At 47.0% G+C, this 19,576-nt stretch carries 16 protein-coding genes; 11 read left to right on the top strand and 5 right to left on the bottom strand.

Features of this window, described 5'->3' with window-relative positions:
* The first annotated feature begins 7 nt into the window (after positions 1-7).
* Complete coding sequence (locus BLR06_RS04965; RefSeq protein WP_092069084.1) at positions 8-1,615, top strand: ABC transporter ATP-binding protein; 1,608 nt, start codon at positions 8-10, stop codon at positions 1,613-1,615.
* A gap of 525 nt (positions 1,616-2,140) precedes the next feature.
* Here BLR06_RS04965 and BLR06_RS04960 read toward each other — a convergent pair.
* Positions 2,141-2,701, bottom strand: coding sequence for a nitroreductase family protein (locus BLR06_RS04960; protein ID WP_092069081.1), 561 nt, complete (start codon positions 2,699-2,701; stop codon positions 2,141-2,143).
* Positions 2,702-3,042: 341 nt separating this feature from the next.
* Positions 3,043-3,267, bottom strand: coding sequence for a cupin domain-containing protein (locus BLR06_RS04955; protein WP_245698022.1), 225 nt, complete (start codon positions 3,265-3,267; stop codon positions 3,043-3,045).
* A 477-nt stretch (positions 3,268-3,744) separates the two neighbouring features.
* On the opposite strand from BLR06_RS04955, the gene BLR06_RS04950 reads away from it, so the two are divergent.
* The 7 genes from BLR06_RS04950 to BLR06_RS04920 all read left to right on the top strand — a co-directional run bounded on the left by BLR06_RS04950 (position 3,745) and on the right by BLR06_RS04920 (position 10,431).
* Positions 3,745-4,323 carry a cob(I)yrinic acid a,c-diamide adenosyltransferase gene (locus tag BLR06_RS04950; protein WP_217636832.1) on the top strand — a complete coding sequence of 193 codons (579 nt, stop codon included), beginning with the start codon at positions 3,745-3,747 and terminating at the stop codon, positions 4,321-4,323.
* A gap of 293 nt (positions 4,324-4,616) precedes the next feature.
* Complete coding sequence (tatA, locus tag BLR06_RS04945) at positions 4,617-4,805, top strand: twin-arginine translocase TatA/TatE family subunit (RefSeq protein ID WP_092069072.1); 189 nt, start codon at positions 4,617-4,619, stop codon at positions 4,803-4,805.
* 41 nt (positions 4,806-4,846) lie between these two features.
* Entirely contained in the window at positions 4,847-7,222 is a 2,376-nt protein-coding gene (locus tag BLR06_RS04940) for a DMSO/selenate family reductase complex A subunit (protein ID WP_092069069.1), read from the top strand.
* Positions 7,223-7,239: 17 nt separating this feature from the next.
* Positions 7,240-7,824: a DMSO/selenate family reductase complex B subunit gene (locus BLR06_RS04935; protein ID WP_092069066.1), complete on the top strand. Its 585-nt coding sequence runs from the start codon at positions 7,240-7,242 to the stop codon at positions 7,822-7,824.
* A gap of 89 nt (positions 7,825-7,913) precedes the next feature.
* On the top strand, positions 7,914-8,363 hold the full coding sequence (locus BLR06_RS04930) for a PepSY-associated TM helix domain-containing protein (protein ID WP_092069063.1): 450 nt from the start codon (positions 7,914-7,916) through the stop codon (positions 8,361-8,363).
* 27 nt (positions 8,364-8,390) lie between these two features.
* Entirely contained in the window at positions 8,391-9,041 is a 651-nt protein-coding gene (locus BLR06_RS04925) for a TorD/DmsD family molecular chaperone (RefSeq protein ID WP_092069060.1), read from the top strand.
* Positions 9,042-9,225: 184 nt separating this feature from the next.
* Positions 9,226-10,431: a molybdopterin molybdotransferase MoeA gene (locus tag BLR06_RS04920; RefSeq protein WP_092069057.1), complete on the top strand. Its 1,206-nt coding sequence runs from the start codon at positions 9,226-9,228 to the stop codon at positions 10,429-10,431.
* A gap of 95 nt (positions 10,432-10,526) precedes the next feature.
* Here BLR06_RS04920 and BLR06_RS04915 read toward each other — a convergent pair whose 3' ends face one another.
* Together BLR06_RS04915 and BLR06_RS04905 are read right to left on the bottom strand one after the other, a co-directional pair.
* Complete coding sequence (locus BLR06_RS04915; protein ID WP_173812601.1) at positions 10,527-12,449, bottom strand: methyl-accepting chemotaxis protein; 1,923 nt, start codon at positions 12,447-12,449, stop codon at positions 10,527-10,529.
* Between the two features lie 731 nt (positions 12,450-13,180).
* Positions 13,181-15,463: a cation:proton antiporter gene (locus BLR06_RS04905; RefSeq protein ID WP_173812599.1), complete on the bottom strand. Its 2,283-nt coding sequence runs from the start codon at positions 15,461-15,463 to the stop codon at positions 13,181-13,183.
* 507 nt (positions 15,464-15,970) lie between these two features.
* Between BLR06_RS04905 and BLR06_RS04900 the strand changes: the two genes are divergently transcribed.
* The 3 genes from BLR06_RS04900 to BLR06_RS04885 all read left to right on the top strand — a co-directional run bounded on the left by BLR06_RS04900 (position 15,971) and on the right by BLR06_RS04885 (position 18,172).
* Complete coding sequence (locus BLR06_RS04900; RefSeq protein WP_245698021.1) at positions 15,971-16,774, top strand: penicillin-binding transpeptidase domain-containing protein; 804 nt, start codon at positions 15,971-15,973, stop codon at positions 16,772-16,774.
* 93 nt (positions 16,775-16,867) lie between these two features.
* The gene (locus tag BLR06_RS19440; RefSeq protein WP_173812508.1) at positions 16,868-17,017 is read left to right on the top strand and encodes a hypothetical protein; all 150 of its coding nucleotides are present in this window, start codon (positions 16,868-16,870) and stop codon (positions 17,015-17,017) included.
* Between the two features lie 588 nt (positions 17,018-17,605).
* Positions 17,606-18,172: a CBO0543 family protein gene (locus BLR06_RS04885; protein WP_092069036.1), complete on the top strand. Its 567-nt coding sequence runs from the start codon at positions 17,606-17,608 to the stop codon at positions 18,170-18,172.
* Between the two features lie 179 nt (positions 18,173-18,351).
* Here the strand turns inward: BLR06_RS04885 and BLR06_RS04880 are convergent, their stop codons facing one another.
* Positions 18,352-19,341: a siderophore ABC transporter substrate-binding protein gene (locus tag BLR06_RS04880; RefSeq protein ID WP_092069033.1), complete on the bottom strand. Its 990-nt coding sequence runs from the start codon at positions 19,339-19,341 to the stop codon at positions 18,352-18,354.
* Positions 19,342-19,576: the final 235 nt, after the last annotated feature.

Raw genomic sequence — 19,576 nt, 5'->3', positions numbered from 1 at the left:
GTGATTGATGGTGAAAAACAGTGATCATTTGATTTTAGGCATAACTGATTTGCAGGTTTCCTATTGGCAGAACCGCCGGATCAGCAACATTCTCAAGGGAATAACCTTTGATTTAAAGGAAGGCGAGATCCTGTCCATTTTAGGCGAAAGCGGCTCGGGAAAATCAACGGTTGCCAAAGCCATTACCGGTCTTTTACCGCCCTCCGCCACCGTTGACGGAAAAATGAACATTCGCGGTGAAGCGGAAATCATGCTTGCAGATAAAAATTTTAACTGGAAGCCAATACGCGGCAAAAAAGTGGCGACAATTTTTCAGGATGCCAAACAGTCGCTCAATCCGGTCATGAAAATCAAGGATCAGTTCCAGGAAACGCTATGCTACCATCAGATTGCCGCCCGCGAAGAGGCGGCCGTACTCATGGAGCGCACCCTGGAGAGGCTGAATTTTTCCGATAGCGGCCGGGTCTTAAATTCGTACCCATTCCAGCTAAGCGGCGGGATGTGTCAAAGAATCTGCATTGCAATGGCAATATGCCTGAACCCTGCTGTTTTGCTGGCAGATGAACCAACCTCCGCCCTTGACACGGTCAGTCAAAGAGAGGTTCTTGCCCTGCTGAAAAAAATCCAGCATGATTTTAACCAGACCATCCTGTTTATTTCTCATGATATCGCTGTCGTAAATGCAGTCAGCGACCGGATCATTGTCTTGAATGAAGGGAATATTGTGGAACAGAGCACACCGGCAGAACTGTTTTCCAAGCCTCAGGATGAATATACGAAAAAGCTGATCAATGCCCGCAATTTCCCTTTTACCTGTGAAAGAGGACAAGCTGTTTCAAGCCATGAACCAATCCTCAAAATCGTGGAATTGGAAAAAAGCTTCCAGACAAGCAAGCCGGTTTTAAGTCAAGTCAATCTTTCGCTTCACCCGCAAGAAATATTGGGTATTTTAGGACAAAGCGGCTGCGGCAAGACAACCCTTTCCCGCTGTATTGTCGGATTAGAGCGGCTGGAAAAGGGGAAAATACTTTATAAAGACGTAAACATCGGTGCGCTTACAGGGAAAAGAAGACGAGAGATTTGCAGGCATATCCAGTTGATTTTTCAGGATGCCAGAGCCAGCCTGAATCCAAGATACACGGCCGTTCAGCTTGTTTCCGAGCCGCTGCAATATTTGCAAACCGTTCCGCACAGTGAAAGAAACGATTTGGTAAAATACTATTTGAACGCAGTCGGAATCAGTGGCGACATGCAGCACAGACGGCCGCCGCAGTTAAGTACGGGTCAGTGCCAACGGGTTGCAATCGCCCGGGCCCTGATTTTAAAACCGGATGTTTTGATTTGTGATGAAGCCGTCTCGGCGTTGGATATGAGCATTCAGCGCCAAATACTTGAACTGCTGCAGGCGCTTCACGCCCAATTCAAATTCAGCATCCTGATGATTTCCCATGACATCCGGGTGTTGCGTTCTTTCTGCCATCGCATAGCCGTAATGAATAATGGCTGCATTTGTGAAATATGCCAGGGTGGAGAGGCGCTGAATAGCAGCAAGCATCCCTATACACGCTTACTGCTATCCTGTGAAAGTGCTTTGGAGCAGCTTTCTTCGATATAGGGGAAATGTCAGAACCATTTCAAGTAGGTTACGGCCCTCCCTTTTTGTTTCTCTAATCGAAATTTAAGTAATATTTTAATTAAATATTGAAGGATAAAAATAAATAGTTCAATTAAAATAGGAATTATTGGAGATTATAAGGTGCAACGCCTTTCTCACAAAGCGACCAACGAAGCGTTAAATCACTGTGCGGATTACTTAAATAATTAATTTAGAACTACAGTGGTTTCCTGCAAAATCGTTGTGTCTGAACGGATAAGCAAAGTTGCTGGATTATGGTGGGCACCAGGAGTATATGAGAGCATGACGGGTATAGCCACATTGTTTCAACCACAACTAAGCTCCGTGCCTGCCAATCCACATGAACTGATAGTAGCATATTTGGCTTGTTCCAAAGAATTTCATTCATCGAAATAGTATGAAGGTACTCTGGACGCTTCGTTGTCTGGCCGGCTTTCAGAGCAACCGCGCACTAACAACAGAAGCATGGTCGGGTCCCCGGAGGGAACGACCATGCTTCTGTTGTTATTTTATAGTGGTTACCGTGCCTTCCTTGCGCGGCGGGGCGGTCGGTGTAGCACCGGCATTGTAGCCGAGGGCGGCTGAGCCGAAAATGGTATAGCCCTCGGGAATCTTTAGCTCCTGGTTCAAGGCCTGGCCTTCTTCCGAGGTGAACAATTGGCGCAGGGAGTGAACCCAGACCGAACCTACGCCCAAAGCATGGGCAGCCAGTTGAATATTGCCTAAGGCAAGACTGGCATCCGGTTCGGGCGCGATTGATTTTTGATCGCCTGCAACGATAATCAGAGTAGGAGCATGATAAAAGGGGCTGAAGTTTTCCGCTTTGGCTCTTTCCACATAAGCGGGGTTGCCAGATTGCAAAAAAATGTTTCGGATCGCTTTACTAATCCGGGTTAACAGGTCCGAGTTCTGGACTACAGTAAAATGCCAGGACTGCTGGTTAGCGGCACTTGGGGCAAATTGGCCGGCCTTAATGATGGTCTCCAACTCGCTGGCCTTGATTTGGTCCGGTTTAAAATTCCGGATGCTCCTGCGTTCTAACAGGGCGGTTATTACTTCACTCATAATCTGTCCTCCCAGTATATATTTTTGGGGCGACGGCAAATATACCTATCGCTTGTTGCCTGAAAAAACAAAAAACCAATATTTGACGCTATTCCTGGACGGAATAAGGAAAAATATTAGCCTCCATATTGTAATGGTCAACTAAACTGACAATCTCATATTGTATTATTTGAATTATACAGTAATTTCCAAAAGAATGCAAGTGACAATATCAGTGCCTTTTTGGCAGCAGAGTTTGCCATGCTTGGCGTTATGATTATAATAACAAAGAGTTTATTATCGAGGATATAGACGGATGCTGGATTGCTTTTGGAATAAAGCAATCATATTATGGAACATTGCTAGACAGGATAAAAATTTATTATGGCAGCTTTTAAGATGCCTTTGCCACTGTTCAAGTAAACATGTTTGGCGGAAGCAGTAAAAGTAATGGTATCATCTGTATGCAGAATAAAGGTTTCATTGTTAACATCTAGCGTTAATTGACCATCTAAAACCATTAAATATTCCTGAGACTTTTCAGGGTGTCCCACAGAAGTATATCTACATCCTTCATCAAGTTCCATTTGAAAAAGTTCAAAATTACGATGGGGCGGAGGACATAGGGGACGTTCCTTTTTTGTCAACATGTTACAATGTGTCAAAAAAGGAACGTCCCTAATTGTCTAACTAATTGTCTAATTGTCCAAAAAGAATGCTGGCGGCTCTGGAGCTTCCCGGATGATTTGTTTGAAAAGGCGCTGCAAATTCAGACTCGCGATTTATAAGCAAGCCGGAAATGCGCTAACGGTTAATATCCTTTGCCTGGCGAAAATCCTTCCCAAAATGAAGCGTTAACTTGCTTTCCGGCGTGTTCATGGGCGATCTTCTTGGTGAAGGCGGCAAAATTCTGTCGCATCGAATATAAGGAACCGGTGTAGAAGAATTGCAGCGCTTAGCAATAATAAAAAATATTTTTAAAATAGTTTCGAAAAACGGCAGGAATCATAAAATAAAGAGAGAAGTTATTGATAATAGATATTAATTAATGATAAATTTAGATAATGGCTATAGATAATAAGAAAGAGGTGTTTCGTATGATGATCTATACCCGCGGCGGCGACCAAGGCCAGACTAGTTTGCTGGACGGTACCCGCGTTCCCAAGCACAGTGCCCGAGTAGACAGTTACGGCACCATTGACGAACTCAATTCTACTTTGGGTTTTGCCAAAAACTTCGTGGAAGACGCTCAAATCAGAGAGCAGCTTCACATTATCCAGCGAGAATTGTTCGCGGTGGCCGCTGAATTGGCTGATCCATCGGGCCGGGAGTTTTCCTCCAAACTGACGGGAGAACACATTACCCGTTTTGAGAGCTGGATCGACGTCTATGTCGCCCGCCTCAATCCCGCCGCCAAATTTATCGTGCCCGGCAGCAGCAAGGCCTCCGGTGCTTTGCACATGGCCCGGACCGTTTGCCGGCGAGCCGAGCGCCTGATTATTGCACTGGCCGAACAGGAGCCGGTCAATCCGTTGCTGCTCAAATATGTCAACCGCCTTTCGGATGTGCTGTACACTCTGGCGCGAACGGTGGAGGAAGAGCAGGAGCTCATGACCGAATACAGCACCAAGCCGCTGCAGTAAAGCGGTGTTCCTGATACTCTTAGAATCCCGGAAAAGTAGGTGGGCCTAAAGTAATAAATATTTGAGAACGGCTTTCGCTACGCCACTCATTTGTTCACCGAAAGGACAAATTTAATATTGACATTTATTATACATTAATTTATGCTATAAATAATAATATACAATAAACAAGTTGGCCGCAGAAAACCGGAGACTATTTTGGTCTCCGGTTTTCTGCGTTTTTGTTTTGGCGGCAATGCACCGTTGGGGATTGCCGCCGCCGGTGTAAGTAATACCAGGAAAGGAGAAATGCTGTGTTTAACTTTAGTATGCCGGAATTAGGTCTTATTCTGATTATTGCCCTTGTTGTGTTTGGGCCGGGGAAATTACCTGAATTAGGTAAGGCGCTTGGCAGGGGACTACAGGAGTTCCGGCGGGCGACCAGTGGGGCGACGGCAGGGGAAGAAGCCAAACCGCCAGGCCGGGAAGCGGAAAAAAGCTAAAAGGTTTTAAAGTGTATTTTTAAAATACGGGAGGAAGGATTGTGTCAGACCAAAACGTATTATGGAAACGTCCTGTTACCCGGCGGAAATTTCTGACTTTAGGAGTGGCAGCAGCCGGATTGGCAACAGGCAGTTATTTATTTTGGAAAGATGGATTTACTTTAACGTCATTTTCCGGCGAAACAGCGGTAGATGAAAAAATTGTGCGTACTTCCGGTAGTCATAATTGCGGGGGACGGTGCCTGATTCAGGTTCATGTCCGGGATGGCCGGATTGTACGGATTTCCACGGAAGATGATATTCCCGATACACCGCAAAAGCCGCAACTGCGCGGTTGCTTGCGCTGCCGTTCCTACCGGGAGCGGCTGTATCATCCCGATCGTCTTAAATATCCGATGAAGCGGGTTGGAAAACGGGGGGAGGGAAATTTTGAGCGCATTACCTGGGATGAAGCTCTGGATACCATTGCCGGCCATACCCAACGGATTCGGCAGCAATATGGCCCGGACGGCATCTATATACAATACGGGTGGGGGAACTCCGGAAGAGTATCTGAAAGAGTATGGATGGAGCGGCTGCTGGGGCTGCAGGGCGGATATTTGTCCTACTACGGAAATTATAGTACCGCCTGCACACACATGGCTACACCTTACACCTATGGTACGACAAATACGGGAAATAACCGGGAGGATTGGTTAAACTCCAAAGTAATTATTTTATTAGGCTGGAATCCGGCTGAAACTATCCATGGCACAAATACAACCTATTATTTAAAAAGGGCAAAGGCAGCCGGAGCGAAAATCATCACAATTGATCCGATTTATTCCAATACAGCAATCAGCTTAGCCGATCAGTGGATTCCCATCCGGCCGACAACCGACAGTGCTTTGCTTGATGCTATGGCGTATGTCATGATTACCGAGGACCTTCATGACCAGAAATTCTTAGACCAATATTGCCTGGGTTTTGATGAAGACCATATGCCGCCCGGCATTCCGGCCGGAAATTCCTATAGAAGCTATGTGCTAGGTGACAGCGAGGACAATACGCCCAAGACGCCTGCCTGGGCGGAAGCCATCACCGGCATACCGCAGGAGACCATTATCCAGCTGGCGCGTGAATATGCCACCAATCGGCCGGGGGCGTTGATTGAGGGCTATGGTCCACAGCGGCATGCTTATGGTGAACAGGTAGTGCGCAGTGGAATAGCTCTGGCAGCCATGACTGGAAATGTCGGTGTAAAAGGCGGCTGGGCGTCAGGCAGTGGTTATCAGGCCCGGGGAAACTTCGTGGCATCCATTCCGGCGGCCAATCCTCATAAAGCACAAATTTCAGTATTCAGCTGGCCGGATGCAATTGTGCGCGGTAAGGGAATGGGTTCTGAGTTAAGTGTGAAAGGGGCAAGACAATTAAACTCCAATATAAAATTGATATTTAATTTAGGCGGCAATTGTTTGGTAACGCAACATGCTGATAATAACGGCACAGCCAAAATACTGGCGGATGAGAATTTGGTGGAATTTCTGGTTGTAAGTGAACAGTTTCTGACACCCAGCGCTAAGTTTGCCGATATTCTTTTACCGGCGGATAACATGATGGAACGTGATGATATTGTTACACCCTGGGGTTGGGGCGATTACGTTCTATATATGAACAAAGCGGTTGATACTGTGTTTGAATGCCGTAACGGTTATGACTGGATTAGTGATCTTGCCGGCAGACTGGGACTTAAGGAGAAATTTACCGAAGGACGGACTTTAGAGCAGTGGCTGCGTTACCTGGTGGAGGAAACAGCGAAAAAGAATCCCGGCTTTCCCTCTTACGAAGAGTTTACGAGGAACGGGGTTTACCGCTGGGAGCATAAGGAGCCGGCAATTGCCTTCCAAAAACAGATTGAAGATCCGCAAAACAATCCGTTTCCAACACCTTCAGGAAAAATTGAAATTTTTTCGTCCCGCCTGTGGGATATGAAAAACCCCCGCGAAATTCCCGCTGTGCCCAAGTATGTGCCGGCCTGGGAAGGACCGGAAGATCCGCTGCGGGAAACATACCCGCTGCAATGCATCGGTCACCATTATAAACGGCGGGTGCATTCGGTGTTTGATAATGTAGACTGGATGGAGGAGGCCGGCAGGCAGGAAGTATGGGTGAATGCGCTGGACGCAGCGGAGCGTGGGCTGAACGATGGCGAACTGGTAAAAGTGTATAATGACAGAGGCATTATTGTATTGCCGGTTAAGGTCACTTCCCGGATTATGCCAGGTGTGGCATCGGTACCGCAGGGCGCCTGGTGGATGCCGGACGCTGAGGGCGTGGACCGGCGGGGAAGTATTAATACTTTGACAAAATATCACCCGACACCGTTGGCCTTTGGCAATCCGACCCATACCAATTTAGTGCAAATTACAAGGGCTTGAAAGGTTTGTGATGCGATATGGCGAAACAACTGGCTTTTTATTTCGAACAGAAACATTGCGTAGGTTGTAAAACCTGTCAGATTGCCTGCAAAGACAAGAATAATCTGGCGGTGGGTCAATTGTTCCGGCGGGTCAGTGAGCAGGAGGGCGGCACTTACGAAAAGAGGGGCGCTGCAGTTATTCCCAGGAGGGTCTATGCTTTCTGGCTGTCGATTAGCTGCAACCATTGTGTAAACCCGGCATGCGTGGAGCATTGCCCAACTGCGGCATTGCAAAAAAGAGCGGCAGACGGGATTGTTCACATTGATCAGGAGAGATGCATTGGCTGCCAGACCTGTATTAAATATTGTCCTTATGGCGCGCCGCAGTTTAATCCCGACACCAATAAAGTTGGCAAATGCGACTTTTGCCGGGACCTGCTGGCAGAGGGAAAAGAGCCGGTCTGCGTATCTTCTTGCCCAGTGCGGACACTGGGGTACGGTACGCTGGATGAACTAAGGGAAAAATATGGAGCGCTCAATCAGACCAAAGGCCTGCCCAATGCCACGATTACTCAGCCGGCATTGGTGATTACTCCTCACCGGCATGCCATTTCGGGTTAGGGTAATTGGGCGAGAAAGGCACGCGCCTTTGCCGGCGTTGCTGCAGAGCGAAAGTCATATTGAAAAAATAGAGAGAGAGGCGAGGAAACGTGAAATATTTGCAAACAGTGCGCACAGTGCATCTATGGTTAGGTTTAATCATTTCGCTGTTTTTATTGACAGAGGCCTTCACCGGTTTAATTCTTTCCCGGCCGGCACTTATTGGAGCTGGAAAAGCAACTCACTCACAACATTCACAGCTTTTGACCGGAGAAGTCAAAAGTCCTGCCGGCCTGAATCAGAATTTAACTGAAGAAGAGGCGCGAACAGCGGCGGAACAGGCCAAGCTGGTATCCGGCGACGTAAGTTCTCTCGTTTTTCTCAAGCAGTTGCATCAGGGGATCATTTATAACAATACTTTTCGCTGGTTGGTTGAGCTTGTCGCGGTCAGCATCATTATTCTTACCCTGACAGGTATTTATCTTTCTGTTCCTTTTCTCAAAGTTCAATTTACAAAAAACAGTTTGGTAAAGAACGCTGTCGATAAAAGACCATTGTGATACGGTTTTAAATAAGGAGCAGTGCTTATGGACAATGTTAAACAGTGGTTAAGCGCAAGAAGATTCATCTATTCTTGGTTGGCTCTTTGTTACCGGGGCGAGGTGAAAGCGGGGCTGGACATTTTATCGAATACAGCAATTATGCGGGAATTGAGCGGATATCAACGGCAGCCGGCGATTGTGGATGGAGCCCGTAAAATAATGCAAGAAATGAATGAACAAAAAAACAACGATAAGTACACGGAATTATTGGCCTCTGATTGTCAGCGGTTATTTGTCGGCCCCGGCCCTGTATTGGCGCCGCCATGGGAATCGGTGTACCGGACCAGGGACAAGCTGTTGTTTGGCGAGCCTGACGATGCAGTACGGAAAATTTATCTTCGTGAAGGGCTGGTGGTCAACCAGGCGGAACCTGCCGATCATATTGCTCTGGAATTAGCGTTTATGGCGCGGGTGGGTGCAGTGGCTCAGGAAAATAGTGAAAATACGGTGGAAATTATGAATATACAATGTTCCTTTTTAAAGGAACATTTATTGTCATGGGTTCCGGATTGGCAAAAAGATGTGACCTGCAATGCGGAGACCCATTTCTGGTCTGGGTTGGCAATGATAACGAAAGGGTGGATTGTCGATGATTTTGCGGAATCGTGTGAGTATAAGCAATGCATAAGGGTTTGAACAGGAAAATCAGACACAAATTGAAGTGCATCGTGACGGTCGCCGTTAGGTTGGAACCCAATTCGGCAGGTGTGGGCAAGTCTATTGCCGGTATGCGGAAATACGGCATTTTGCGCGGGAAGATATACAGGGAATAGCCGATTTTCTGGTCATTGGTTCAGTAGTCGGGCGGGGAGGTGATGTTATGGCAATCTTATTGGAGCAGGCTTGTAGCCTTTTGCAGGAAAACTCACGTCAAATGCCTGTGGTTGAATTGCCGTTAGCTGCGTGTTACGGACGGATACTGGCGCAGAATACTGCCGCCGATATTGATTTTCCGCCGTTTGCCCGTTCACCGCTGGACGGTTATGCCGTACGGTTTGCCGACGTTAAACACGCAACAGCTGATTGTCCGGTTAGTCTCGAAGTTATAGATGATGTGCCGGCCGGTATGGTGCCCAGGACTGCGGTTAGAGCGGGGACTGCGGTCAGAATTATGACCGGGGCGAAAATTCCCGCCGGCGCTGATGCTGTAATCAGACTGGAGGATACCGTTACGGTGAATGGATTTATTAACATTATCACGGCGGCCGGGGCCGACCGGAATATTTGCCGCCAGGGGGAAGAGTTTAAACAGGGAGCGGTGCTTCTAACGCCAGGCAGTGCTTTGCGGGATGGCGCACTAGGTATCCTGGCCATGTTTGGGCAGGATAAACCCAGAGTGTATGAAAAGCCCAGGGTGGCGATATTAGCAACAGGAACGGAAATAGTTGCCGTCAATCAGTTGGTGGAACCGGGTAAAATCCGCGATTCGAACAGCTACATGCTGGCGGCGAAAGTGCTGGAAGCAGGCGGCGAACCGGTGCTGCTGGGGCAGGTTCGCGATAATATAGATGATATTGAACAACGACTTGAGCAAGCAGCTGATATTGATCTGTATTTAACCACCGGCGGAGCTTCGGTTGGCGATTATGATCTGATGAGGCCATTGTTTGAACGCCTGAGCGTCAGACCACTGTTTAGCCGGGTAGCCATCAAACCGGGCATGCCGGTACTGGCCGGCTGCTGGCGGGACAGGTTGTTGATCGGCCTGTCGGGAAATCCGGCGGCCGCGGGGGTCTCCTTTGAGCTGCTGATCAGACCGCTGGTGCGCCGGATGGCCGGCGTCAGGCAGATTGAGCGGCCCCGGGCAGCGGCTGTATTACAGCAGAAGCTGGTGAAAACGGGGCCGGTGCGCCGGTTTGTCTGGGCGGAGTGTATCTTCGACAATGGCCGGCTGGCAGCCAGACCGTTGTTGCTGCAAAGCAACGGCATGATGGCCGGCCTGTTGGAGGCCAATGCGCTGCTGGATATTCCGGCGTTCAGCCCGCCGCTGGTTGCCGGTGCTACCGTTGCAGCCTTGCTGCTGTAGGTACTGGAGAGTATAAATAAGTGAGTCCGTACCGATTCATACAGTACGGACTCTTTTTCCGGGCATTAGGCGTCCGGCGGCCTGCTGATTGTTAATTACAATCGGAATTTAGCAATTGCGGACTGTAAAGCATCGGCAAGTTCGGCCAGATTTTGGCTCGAAGCGGCAATTTGCTGCATTGAGGCGGATTGCTCTTCCGTTGCTGCTGAAACTGTCTGGGCCTCGGATGAAGCATTTTGGCTGGCCAAGTCAATCTTGTGGATGGATTCAACCAAATCCTGATTGCCGGCGGCCATCTGCTGAACCGATTCTGAGATAGCCTGTATCTGCTTGGATATAGTATGGATTTTTTTCACTATATCTTCAAAAGTTTCTCCGGTAGTATGTACAAGCGAAATTCCCGTCTGAATGCCGGCAGTGCCGTTTTGGGTGATATGGACAACCTCATTGAGATTGGATTCATTTTTGGCGGCCAGTTCATTTATTTTACCGGCGGCGCGGCCGGATTCCTCGGCAAGTTTGCGTACTTCCTCGGCTACTACGGCAAAGCCTCTGCCTTGCTCACCAGCTCTGGCCGCTTCGATGGCGGCATTGAGGGCCAGTAAGTTAGTCTGTCCGGCAATGGAAGAAATAAGGGTGACAATTTCCCTGATTTCCCGGGAGCTTTTGCTTAGCTCCATGATGGTGACCTGAGTTGTATCGGTACTCTTGCCAATGGCACTCATCTGTTCAACCGCCTGATTTAGCGTATTGCGGCCTTGATCCGCCTCCTGGGCAGCGACGGCTGCAATTTGCGACAGTTCTTGTGTTGCCTGGGAAATCTGCTCCATTTTTGTTTTCATCTGCTGCGAACTTATTGTAATCTGATTAACGGCCGTCACCTGATCCTCTGCACCACGGGCAATTTCCGTGATAGATGCCGCCACCTGATTGGCGGCATCTGCCGATTGCTGGGCGCTTGCCGTCAGTTCTTCACTGGAGGCGGCCAGTTGTTTCGACTGAGAGAGAACCTTGGCGACCAGTTCGCGCAAACTGCTCCGCATATCGCGAAACCCCCGGGCCAGCTGACCAATTTCATCATGTGAGTTAACTTTGACTTCCTGGTCGCGCAAATCTCCCTGGGCCAACAGCAGGCATTCATTGCGAATGAAGGTAATTGGCCGGGCAAGCAGGCTGCTGATCCACAGGATGAAGCCGCCTGCCAGGCCGAGACAGACAAGCGTGCCAGCTAACATGGATCGGGTCAGGGCGGTCAGGGCCTGTTCAGCTTCCGCTGCCGGTGCTGTTACAACCATGATCCATTGCCTGTCGCCAGATAGGCGGATGGGGGCAAAAACGCCGATCTTCGTTATACCGTCAACAAATTTATACGTGCCCCGCACTGTTTGATCTGTCTCAACGGCTGTTTTGAACAGGGTGATAAGTCGGTCATCCAGTTCGGATTCTTTCATTTGGAGCGCAGAATCAACCCTTTTTTCGCTAAAACTTATTTTACCAGCCAGTTCCGGCATTGTGGGGTGGATGATCACTTTGCCGCTGCTGTCGGCTATTACTCCATAGCCGCTTGTGAGAAACTGCATATCGGTAATTAATGTTGTCAGTTTTGCCAAAGAGACGGTGCCGGTTAGCACACCGGTCAACTGATTATGAAACATCACCGGTACAGCCACATTTACTGCTACTTTTCCGGTAGTCCTTGAGGTCAGGACATCGGAGACCACCGTTTCTTTGCTGCTCAGCACCTGCTGGAAATATTCGCGTTCCCCAAGATAGACGGTGGTGCCGTTCGGTCTCAGCCCGGTCCCGTCCCGAGAAATGTAGGTTATATTTTCAAGGTGCTCCAGACTTTGGGCGCAATCGTTCAAAGCCGTCAGCAACTGCTCTGTGTCGGTTGGATTATATACGGCTTTTATTGCGGCAAAAGACTTAAGTTGGATTACGGCTCCCTGAACATAGCTTTCAATTCGGTGGGAATAGTCACTGCTGATAGCGATGGCAGATTCATCAACGCTCGACATCAGTGCCTGCTGTGCATTGTAATAATTTATCCCCAGCAGTAGGGCAAAGGATAAAATAAAAAAGGGAAACAGAATAAGTAGCAGTCTCTTTTTCATACTCGTGACTTTCATTAATACCTTAATACCTCCGTTTTAAACCTGAATGCGTATAACGAAACTTTGTACGAATGGAAACAAAAAAGGCCAGAATGCAGTTTGATGCAACCTGGCAGTCTGAGCGGAGACGCTTGTAGACCCATAGCTTTTTCGACAGTTTGCCAAATTGTTTCTTTGAGAATTAATCTTATTCGACATTTATTGATATTATTTGACAATTATTAGCACAATCCTCCTGAGCAGCAAAAAATATGTACCGGTTTAATCGCCTGCGCTTCCTTGGCTGGGCAAATTTTGCATAGGATACAAAGATAATAAAATAAGTTAAAACCGGCCCCCAGACGCTATGCATGACAAACTTCCCATGCTTATCTACCATTCGTATTTCATCTTTTGCCGAAGGCTTCCAGCGGCGTATTGCTCCAGGCCCCTTGCCGAGACATCCCAGCTCCATACGCGTGGAGAACAAGTCCTGCTGAAAGAAAATGCAGCCCTTGAAGGCCAGGCGGGGCCTTCAAGGGCTGTGGGGAAATATGACGTGTGTTTCCGTGGACATGCCTGTATTGGGGAAAACCAACATTAGGATTCCGGCCCGCGGTTTTCCGGCAGATCCTCCTATTTTTTATCGTTTCCTGTTATAGCAGATCGTCTTTAGCCAGTTTCCCGGCCATTGCCTGCGTACCTAAAATCCAGACCAAATCATTTTCTTGAATGTACATATTAATATCCGGAGCCAAAATTGGGTAAAGATCTCTTTCTAAGCCCAGCAAAAATCCGCCCCATTCGCTTTTTATCTTAGAGTCTTTAATCGCCACGCCGGCTAAGTCCGAATCTTTTTCAACGGTTACAGCGTAGCAAAGCAACTGGTCATCTTCTTCAAAGGCTTCCTGGTTTTTGATAAATTCGCGCAAAGTCGCATACCCGCCGTCTTCTTTTTTATCTAAATTGACCTTCGCCAAAATAGCAAAAGAGTCGAGCACCTTGTCGCTGCCGGCAACAAAGACAATATCGTTTGCCCGAATATGTTCCGACCCTTCTGGAATATTAATATGTTTGCCACCCCGAATAATTTTAATGATTTTCAATTTTGAGCGCTCGGTTTCCGGTAAATCGGCCAATGTTTTATCCAAAACAGCGATTTGGTCGCTACAACGGAACTTACTTACATGAATCCGCTCATCCAGCCAGCTATGGCCAATATTCTTTCCTTTTCTTTCCTCTAACTTTCTCTCGTTAAAATTAGCCAGAAAACGCGCTTCAATTTTTAAGTAAGGAGCAATCAGCCAGTCTGAGCGGGCAATAAGTAATACCAGCCCGACCGCCACTACCAAGATATATAACGTAGAAAAGTTAAGCATAATGGTAAAAGGAAGCATAACCAAGAAAACCAATGTTCCCAGCCTCAATAAAATCAGCATGATCAGCGGCAAATGGTTTGTTGCGCTTTTAAACCAAAGCGGAATAAAGTATTCATTCTTTTTAAATAAACACTGCTTAAGAAATGGCGCCATCAATATTAAAGTAACCAGCGTCGCCAGCAATGCCGCAAGATTAGCAGGCATATGCGCGGCTAAAAATGGTTCCAGGAACGATGTCCCCGCCAAAATAATCCCCAGCATAATAACGACATTAAGTATCAAACGGGAAAAATATTTTTTAAAAAAGGCAACCCAATCACTGTCTTGTTCTGTTTCAGACTGGTTTTCCGAAGTATGTCTGTTTAGATATTTGGAAACTTTCTTGGGGAGATATTTATCCAAATAGACGTAGCTTCCCTCAGCCGCCCGGATGACAAACGGCGTGGTAAATGTCGTAATAACCGAAACTGAGACTATAATCGAATAGATATAATCGCTGATTACCCCCAGCGAGATGCCTAAAGCAGCGATTATAAATGAAAACTCTCCAATTTGTGCGAGTGAAAAACCGCAGAGTATCGATGTTTTTAATGATTGCCCTGAAAGCAGCACGCCTAATGTCGACATCATCGCTTTACCAAAAATGGTCGCAATTGTAATAACCACAATCGGCCCTGCGTATTTTACGATGAGCGACGGGTCAACCATCATACCGACCGAAATAAAAAATATGGCGCCAAACAAATCTTTTATCGGTTTATTGATATGTTCGATTTTTTCAGCATGAATCGTGCCTGCTAGCAATGAACCGGCCAAAAAAGACCCCAAAGCCGAAGAAAAACCAAGATAATTGGCTAAAAAAACCATGCCAAAGCAAATGCCTAAAGACACAATTAAAAGTGTCTCGTCATTCATCAGTTTTTGCACATCTTTTAGTATTGTAGGCAAAAGATATATCCCCAGAATAAGCCAGAGAGCTAAATAAAAAATCATTTTTAGCAAGTGCGCAGCCAGCTCGCCGCCTGAAATACCCTGGCTGACTGCAATCGTCGACAGCATGACCATCATAAAAATGCCGGCAATATCTTCAATAATTAATGTGCCAAATACGAGTTCAGTGAACTTTTTCCCTTTTAGGTTTAAATCTTCAAATGCTTTGATAATAATGGTTGTTGAGGACATAGACAGCATTCCGCCAAGAAATACGCTGTTCATAACAGTCCAGCCCATCAACTGGCCGCAGGCAAAACCAATTGCCAGCATTGAAACAACTTCCGTAATGGCTGTAATAATTGCCGTACCGCCAACAGAAGCAAGTTTATGTAAGTTAAACTCCAACCCCAGCGAGAACATCAGAATAATGATACCGATTTCACTCCAGGTACTAATACTTACCACATCGGTAACTGCCGGGACCAGCGTAAAATAAGGGCCTACCATAAAACCGGCAATAATATACCCTAAAACCAAGGGCTGCTGGAATCGCTTAAATATAAGCGTCATAATTCCGGCTACCAGCAGCATGAGAGCCAAATCAGAAATAAGCTCAGGGATGTGCATAGGCAACTTCCTTTCGAAATGTAATATTGGGTAATCCAGCATAATCATCTTCGCAATATTGCCAAGATGATTGTGGGATCGGATAGGGAAGCATCACAGCTATTTTCAACAGATTTATGCCATCCCGGATACAATAAATATATGAAGTGTTCATCTTTACCATTCGCGGCAACCAATTTTTTCTTTAAGAAAATCATTAGGCATCTATAAATATATATTTTACCATAATACCCCTAAAAGTGCAAAAAATACTAGGTTGGCTAATCACACCGGACGCATGAAAATGTTCTACCCGGCGTCTGACTTATCCGGACCTGGGCCGGCTGGTCCGAATACAGCCAAAGCGGTTGCGACGGGGCAAAGCGAGACCAGCCGGTATACAGTGAACGTCCGCCGGCTGCTGCCGCTGAGCGTCGGGCAGGCCCACTGGCGCGCCTATCTTTAGCTGGCAGAACATACCAGGGAGTGCTATACTAAGCTTAATCAATCAATTCGGGAGGCGTTAAAGTGAAAAGATTATTTTTGGTTTTATTGGCCGCGGCGCTTTTTTCTATTGGTGCTGCAGCCAGTGTGAATGCGGCTGATTCCGTGGAGCGCCGCGACTTTGAGAAATATGCATCAGGATTTACCGGTACGTTTATTCTGTATGATGAGGCGCAGGACCAATACACCGTGTTTAACGAACCGCAAAGCACAATCCGCTTATCGCCGTGTTCCACATTTAAAATATACAATTCGTTGATTGGCCTGGAAACGGGTGTTTTAGATATCGAGGACGTGTATACATTGTTTCCATGGGATGGCAAACAGTATTCTTTTCCTGCCTGGAACCGTGACCAAACACTCGCAGCAGCCACTCGGGATTCAGTAGTCTGGTATTTCCAGGAACTCGCCTCACGCATTGGCGAAAAAAGAATGCAGGAATATCTCGATACGATTGAATACGGCAATCGGGATATTTCCGGCGGGCTGACTACCTTCTGGCTGGGTTCCACGCTCCAGATTTCAGCGCGCGAGCAAGTGGACCTTTTGCGCAAATTATATGCCGGTACATTGCCGTTTTCGCCAGACAACATAGAAGTAGTCAAGAGGAATATTACGGTGTCGGAAAATAATGGGATACGCTTGATGGGCAAGACAGGCTCCGGTTTTGTAGATGGAAAATGGACGCTCGGCTGGTTTGTCGGCTGTGCAGAAAAACAGGGAGACCGGTATTTCTTCGCCGTCAATATTCAGGCGCCGGATGGAGCTGCCGGCGGCAAGGCCAGGGAAATATCAAAGGCCATTTTAAAAGACCTTGGGATTTTATAATACCCACATCAGAGTAACCATGATAAAATATTGAAAGGCAATTTTTATATCCCCCGGCGCATTCGCGTGTTGGAAAAGCAAGGCTGGTTATTGATGTCTGACCAGCGCGTGCTCGAATGGAATTGCTTACAGGGCGCTTGGCTGAAGTTTATGCAGACACTCAGCAGCTGGGGGCTGCCCGCAACCGGGAATATTGTGATACAAGCGCTGCCTATTGCGGTGGGAGCGTTTGACGAGGAGTAAAGGATGGCCAGTATGATCGATTTTATTGAATTTAATTTGTTTTTACTTGTCAGAGGCCTAATAAAAAGCGGTTCTTTCACAACTTCGCGCCGGTTATCTCGGCAGCAAGCCTATTGTGGAAAGCGCTTTTTTTTCATTGTTCAGCAGGAAAGAGACTTTTTCAGTATGGCGCGGGAAGGAAGTTTGTAAAACTTAAAACCGGCCATACAGATCGGCTGGCTACATAACGATTAAGTTATATCTGCTAAGATTTTCAATTGCTCTTAAAAAACAAGCAATCCTGATATTTTATTGAAAATAAAAGAGATAACAATGGCTGTCACCTCTTAGTCGCCGCTCCCCATAGCATGAGTTTAATATAATCAAGTAACGGAAGCGGGCTTTACTGTTATATATACTTATAGATATCGCAATATGAAAAAATTAAATTCGACGATTGCAATCATATCCAAGATTTAATCTGAAAATTGGAACGATTGCATAAAACGGATAAGGATACAATGAAAATTTGCAGATAACTTGAAACAACACTGGAAGTTTTTATCTTGCTCAGACTAGTGTTAAAGCAATAACAGGGGAGGACAAGACATGAATTATCCATCTGACGAACAAATTGCAGAAATGATGCGTCAATTAACCCAAGCTCGAATTGAAAATTTCCTGGGCCAGCATATGGGTATCTGGCAATGGTGGGTTCTGGTTATATTACTGATTGCCCCTTGGTTTATCTGGTATAAATTAGTCGATAAAAAGAGGATTCTTGAAGTTACCCTGTTCGGGGTAATCATTATGGTATTTACAATTACATTGGACGAAATTGGTTTCGTGCTTTCCCTGTGGAGTTATCCGGTAGAAGTTATTCCAATACTTCCCCGGCTTACTTCGATTGATTATACGATGCTGCCAATTATCTTTATGCTGGTATACCAATACTTTCCGACCTGGAAGAATTTCTTTGGGGCGTTAGTTGTCCTATCAACGGTATTTTCATTCGTGGCCGAACCTATTGTTGTCCACTTGGGATTTTACGTACTGATTCAATGGTTATACTGGTATTCATTCCCTATTTATATTGTTATGGGTTTATTAGCAAGATGGATAGTTAGAATATTAATTGACATAGAAAGAGCTGTGAAAAAAGACAATGACCTTTGAACGCATTTTCCGGAAAGACGTGAACAACTATATTGTCATCCTCGCAGATAAAATCTATAAATCCAACAGAGCCGTAGCAATTGGCATTGGCCTCCAGGCTTGGTTCCAGCGCTGAAACGCTCGACAGATGAAGAGACGGGAGTGTGACAACATCCCCGTCCCCCTGACACACGGCTTTTCTATATACCCAGCACCGCAGCAATTTCTTCTATCATCATGGAAGAAGATTCCAACCCGTTGCCGGACGAATACCAGGTGCCCGGATCAAGAAAAATAATCTTGCCGTTCTTTGCCGCATTGGTTGCCCGGACCAATGCATTATCCAGTGTGCTGGCGGCCTTTTGCGAGCCGCCGACGACAACGGTTCTGTCTATAACAAAGAGCATGTCCGGATTCTTGGCTTCCAAATACTCGAAGCCGATCTTCATCCCATTCAAACCGGCTTTAGTTATTATGGGATCAACCTCCGCCCCAAGCCTAACGGGTTTAATCATGGGATCAACGGGCTTGATCCCCAGCACGTCATGAATTAAACCAAAGCGGGAACCGGGGCCATAGGCGCTGAGATTGCCGTCGTTGACCATGACAATCAACGCCCTGCTATCGTTCTTTTCGGCTACAGCCCTGAGCTCCTTGACCCTCGCGCTGATTTTATCCAAGGCTGCCTGGGCTTCGGCTTTTTTAGCGAAGATTTCACCCATTATCAGATTGTTGCGGGAGAGCTCCTTCATATAGTTGGTGCTGTCAGCGACTGACATCACAATGGTGGGAGCGATTTTTTGCATTTCTTCATAAGCCTTCGCCTGCCTGCCGCCAAGAATAATCAGGTCAGGCTTGAAATTGTTGATCGTTTCCAGATCCTTGCCGTAGAAATCCCCCACGTCGGCATAGGCATCGCCCTTGTATTTTGCGAGATAAGCCGGCGCATAGTTTTTGGGAAGAGCAAGAATAGGGGCCACGCCTAACGCGTCCATCGTATCAAGCATACTGAAATCGAACACAACGACACGCCGCGGGTTGAGGGGTACTTCTGTTTCACCAAGATTATGCGTAACTTTAATACTAGTCGCAGCCGATGCCTGCCCAGGCGTTGCGCCGGATGTTGCGCAGCCGGTCAGAGTGATTGCCAGCGTAGCGGCAGCCACCCAAGAAGCCAATCGCTTTTTCATAGAAACCTCCTTAAGGTTGTTTATCGTTTTCCCTTTTTACCGGGAAAACGCATTAGCAGGGAACGAGGCGGATTATGACGAACAGCAAAACTAAGAAATGGCCTTTCCATATAAAAATGCTCATTCATAGGGTTCAAATGCCGCAACATCAGGTTGCCTGTATATTTACCTTTGCTTAATTCGTCACCGCCTGCCTGTTGCCGCAATGAGAGACGGGCTGACAACCGGCAGGACC

This window comes from Dendrosporobacter quercicolus, assembly GCF_900104455.1.
Lineage (GTDB): Bacteria > Bacillota > Negativicutes > DSM-1736 > Dendrosporobacteraceae > Dendrosporobacter > Dendrosporobacter quercicolus.
The sequence above is the reverse complement of the archived record's forward strand: the minus strand, read 5'-3'. Positions and strand labels throughout refer to the sequence as shown.

Excerpts from the sequence above, each read along its gene's own strand:
- BLR06_RS04965 (WP_092069084.1), top strand. The coding sequence starts at position 8 with ATGGTGAAAAACAGTGATCATTTGATTTTAGGCATAACTGATTTGCAG.
- BLR06_RS04960 (WP_092069081.1), bottom strand. The coding sequence starts at position 2,701 with ATGAGTGAAGTAATAACCGCCCTGTTAGAACGCAGGAGCATCCGGAAT.
- BLR06_RS04955 (WP_245698022.1), bottom strand. The coding sequence starts at position 3,267 with ATGGAACTTGATGAAGGATGTAGATATACTTCTGTGGGACACCCTGAA.
- BLR06_RS04950 (WP_217636832.1), top strand. The coding sequence starts at position 3,745 with ATGGCTATAGATAATAAGAAAGAGGTGTTTCGTATGATGATCTATACC.
- BLR06_RS04935 (WP_092069066.1), top strand. The coding sequence starts at position 7,240 with ATGGCGAAACAACTGGCTTTTTATTTCGAACAGAAACATTGCGTAGGT.
- BLR06_RS04925 (WP_092069060.1), top strand. The coding sequence starts at position 8,391 with ATGGACAATGTTAAACAGTGGTTAAGCGCAAGAAGATTCATCTATTCT.
- BLR06_RS04920 (WP_092069057.1), top strand. The coding sequence starts at position 9,226 with ATGGCAATCTTATTGGAGCAGGCTTGTAGCCTTTTGCAGGAAAACTCA.
- BLR06_RS04915 (WP_173812601.1), bottom strand. The coding sequence starts at position 12,449 with ATGTCGAGCGTTGATGAATCTGCCATCGCTATCAGCAGTGACTATTCC.
- BLR06_RS04905 (WP_173812599.1), bottom strand. The coding sequence starts at position 15,463 with ATGCACATCCCTGAGCTTATTTCTGATTTGGCTCTCATGCTGCTGGTA.
- BLR06_RS19440 (WP_173812508.1), top strand. The coding sequence starts at position 16,868 with ATGTCTGACCAGCGCGTGCTCGAATGGAATTGCTTACAGGGCGCTTGG.
- BLR06_RS04885 (WP_092069036.1), top strand. The coding sequence starts at position 17,606 with ATGAATTATCCATCTGACGAACAAATTGCAGAAATGATGCGTCAATTA.
- BLR06_RS04880 (WP_092069033.1), bottom strand. The coding sequence starts at position 19,341 with ATGAAAAAGCGATTGGCTTCTTGGGTGGCTGCCGCTACGCTGGCAATC.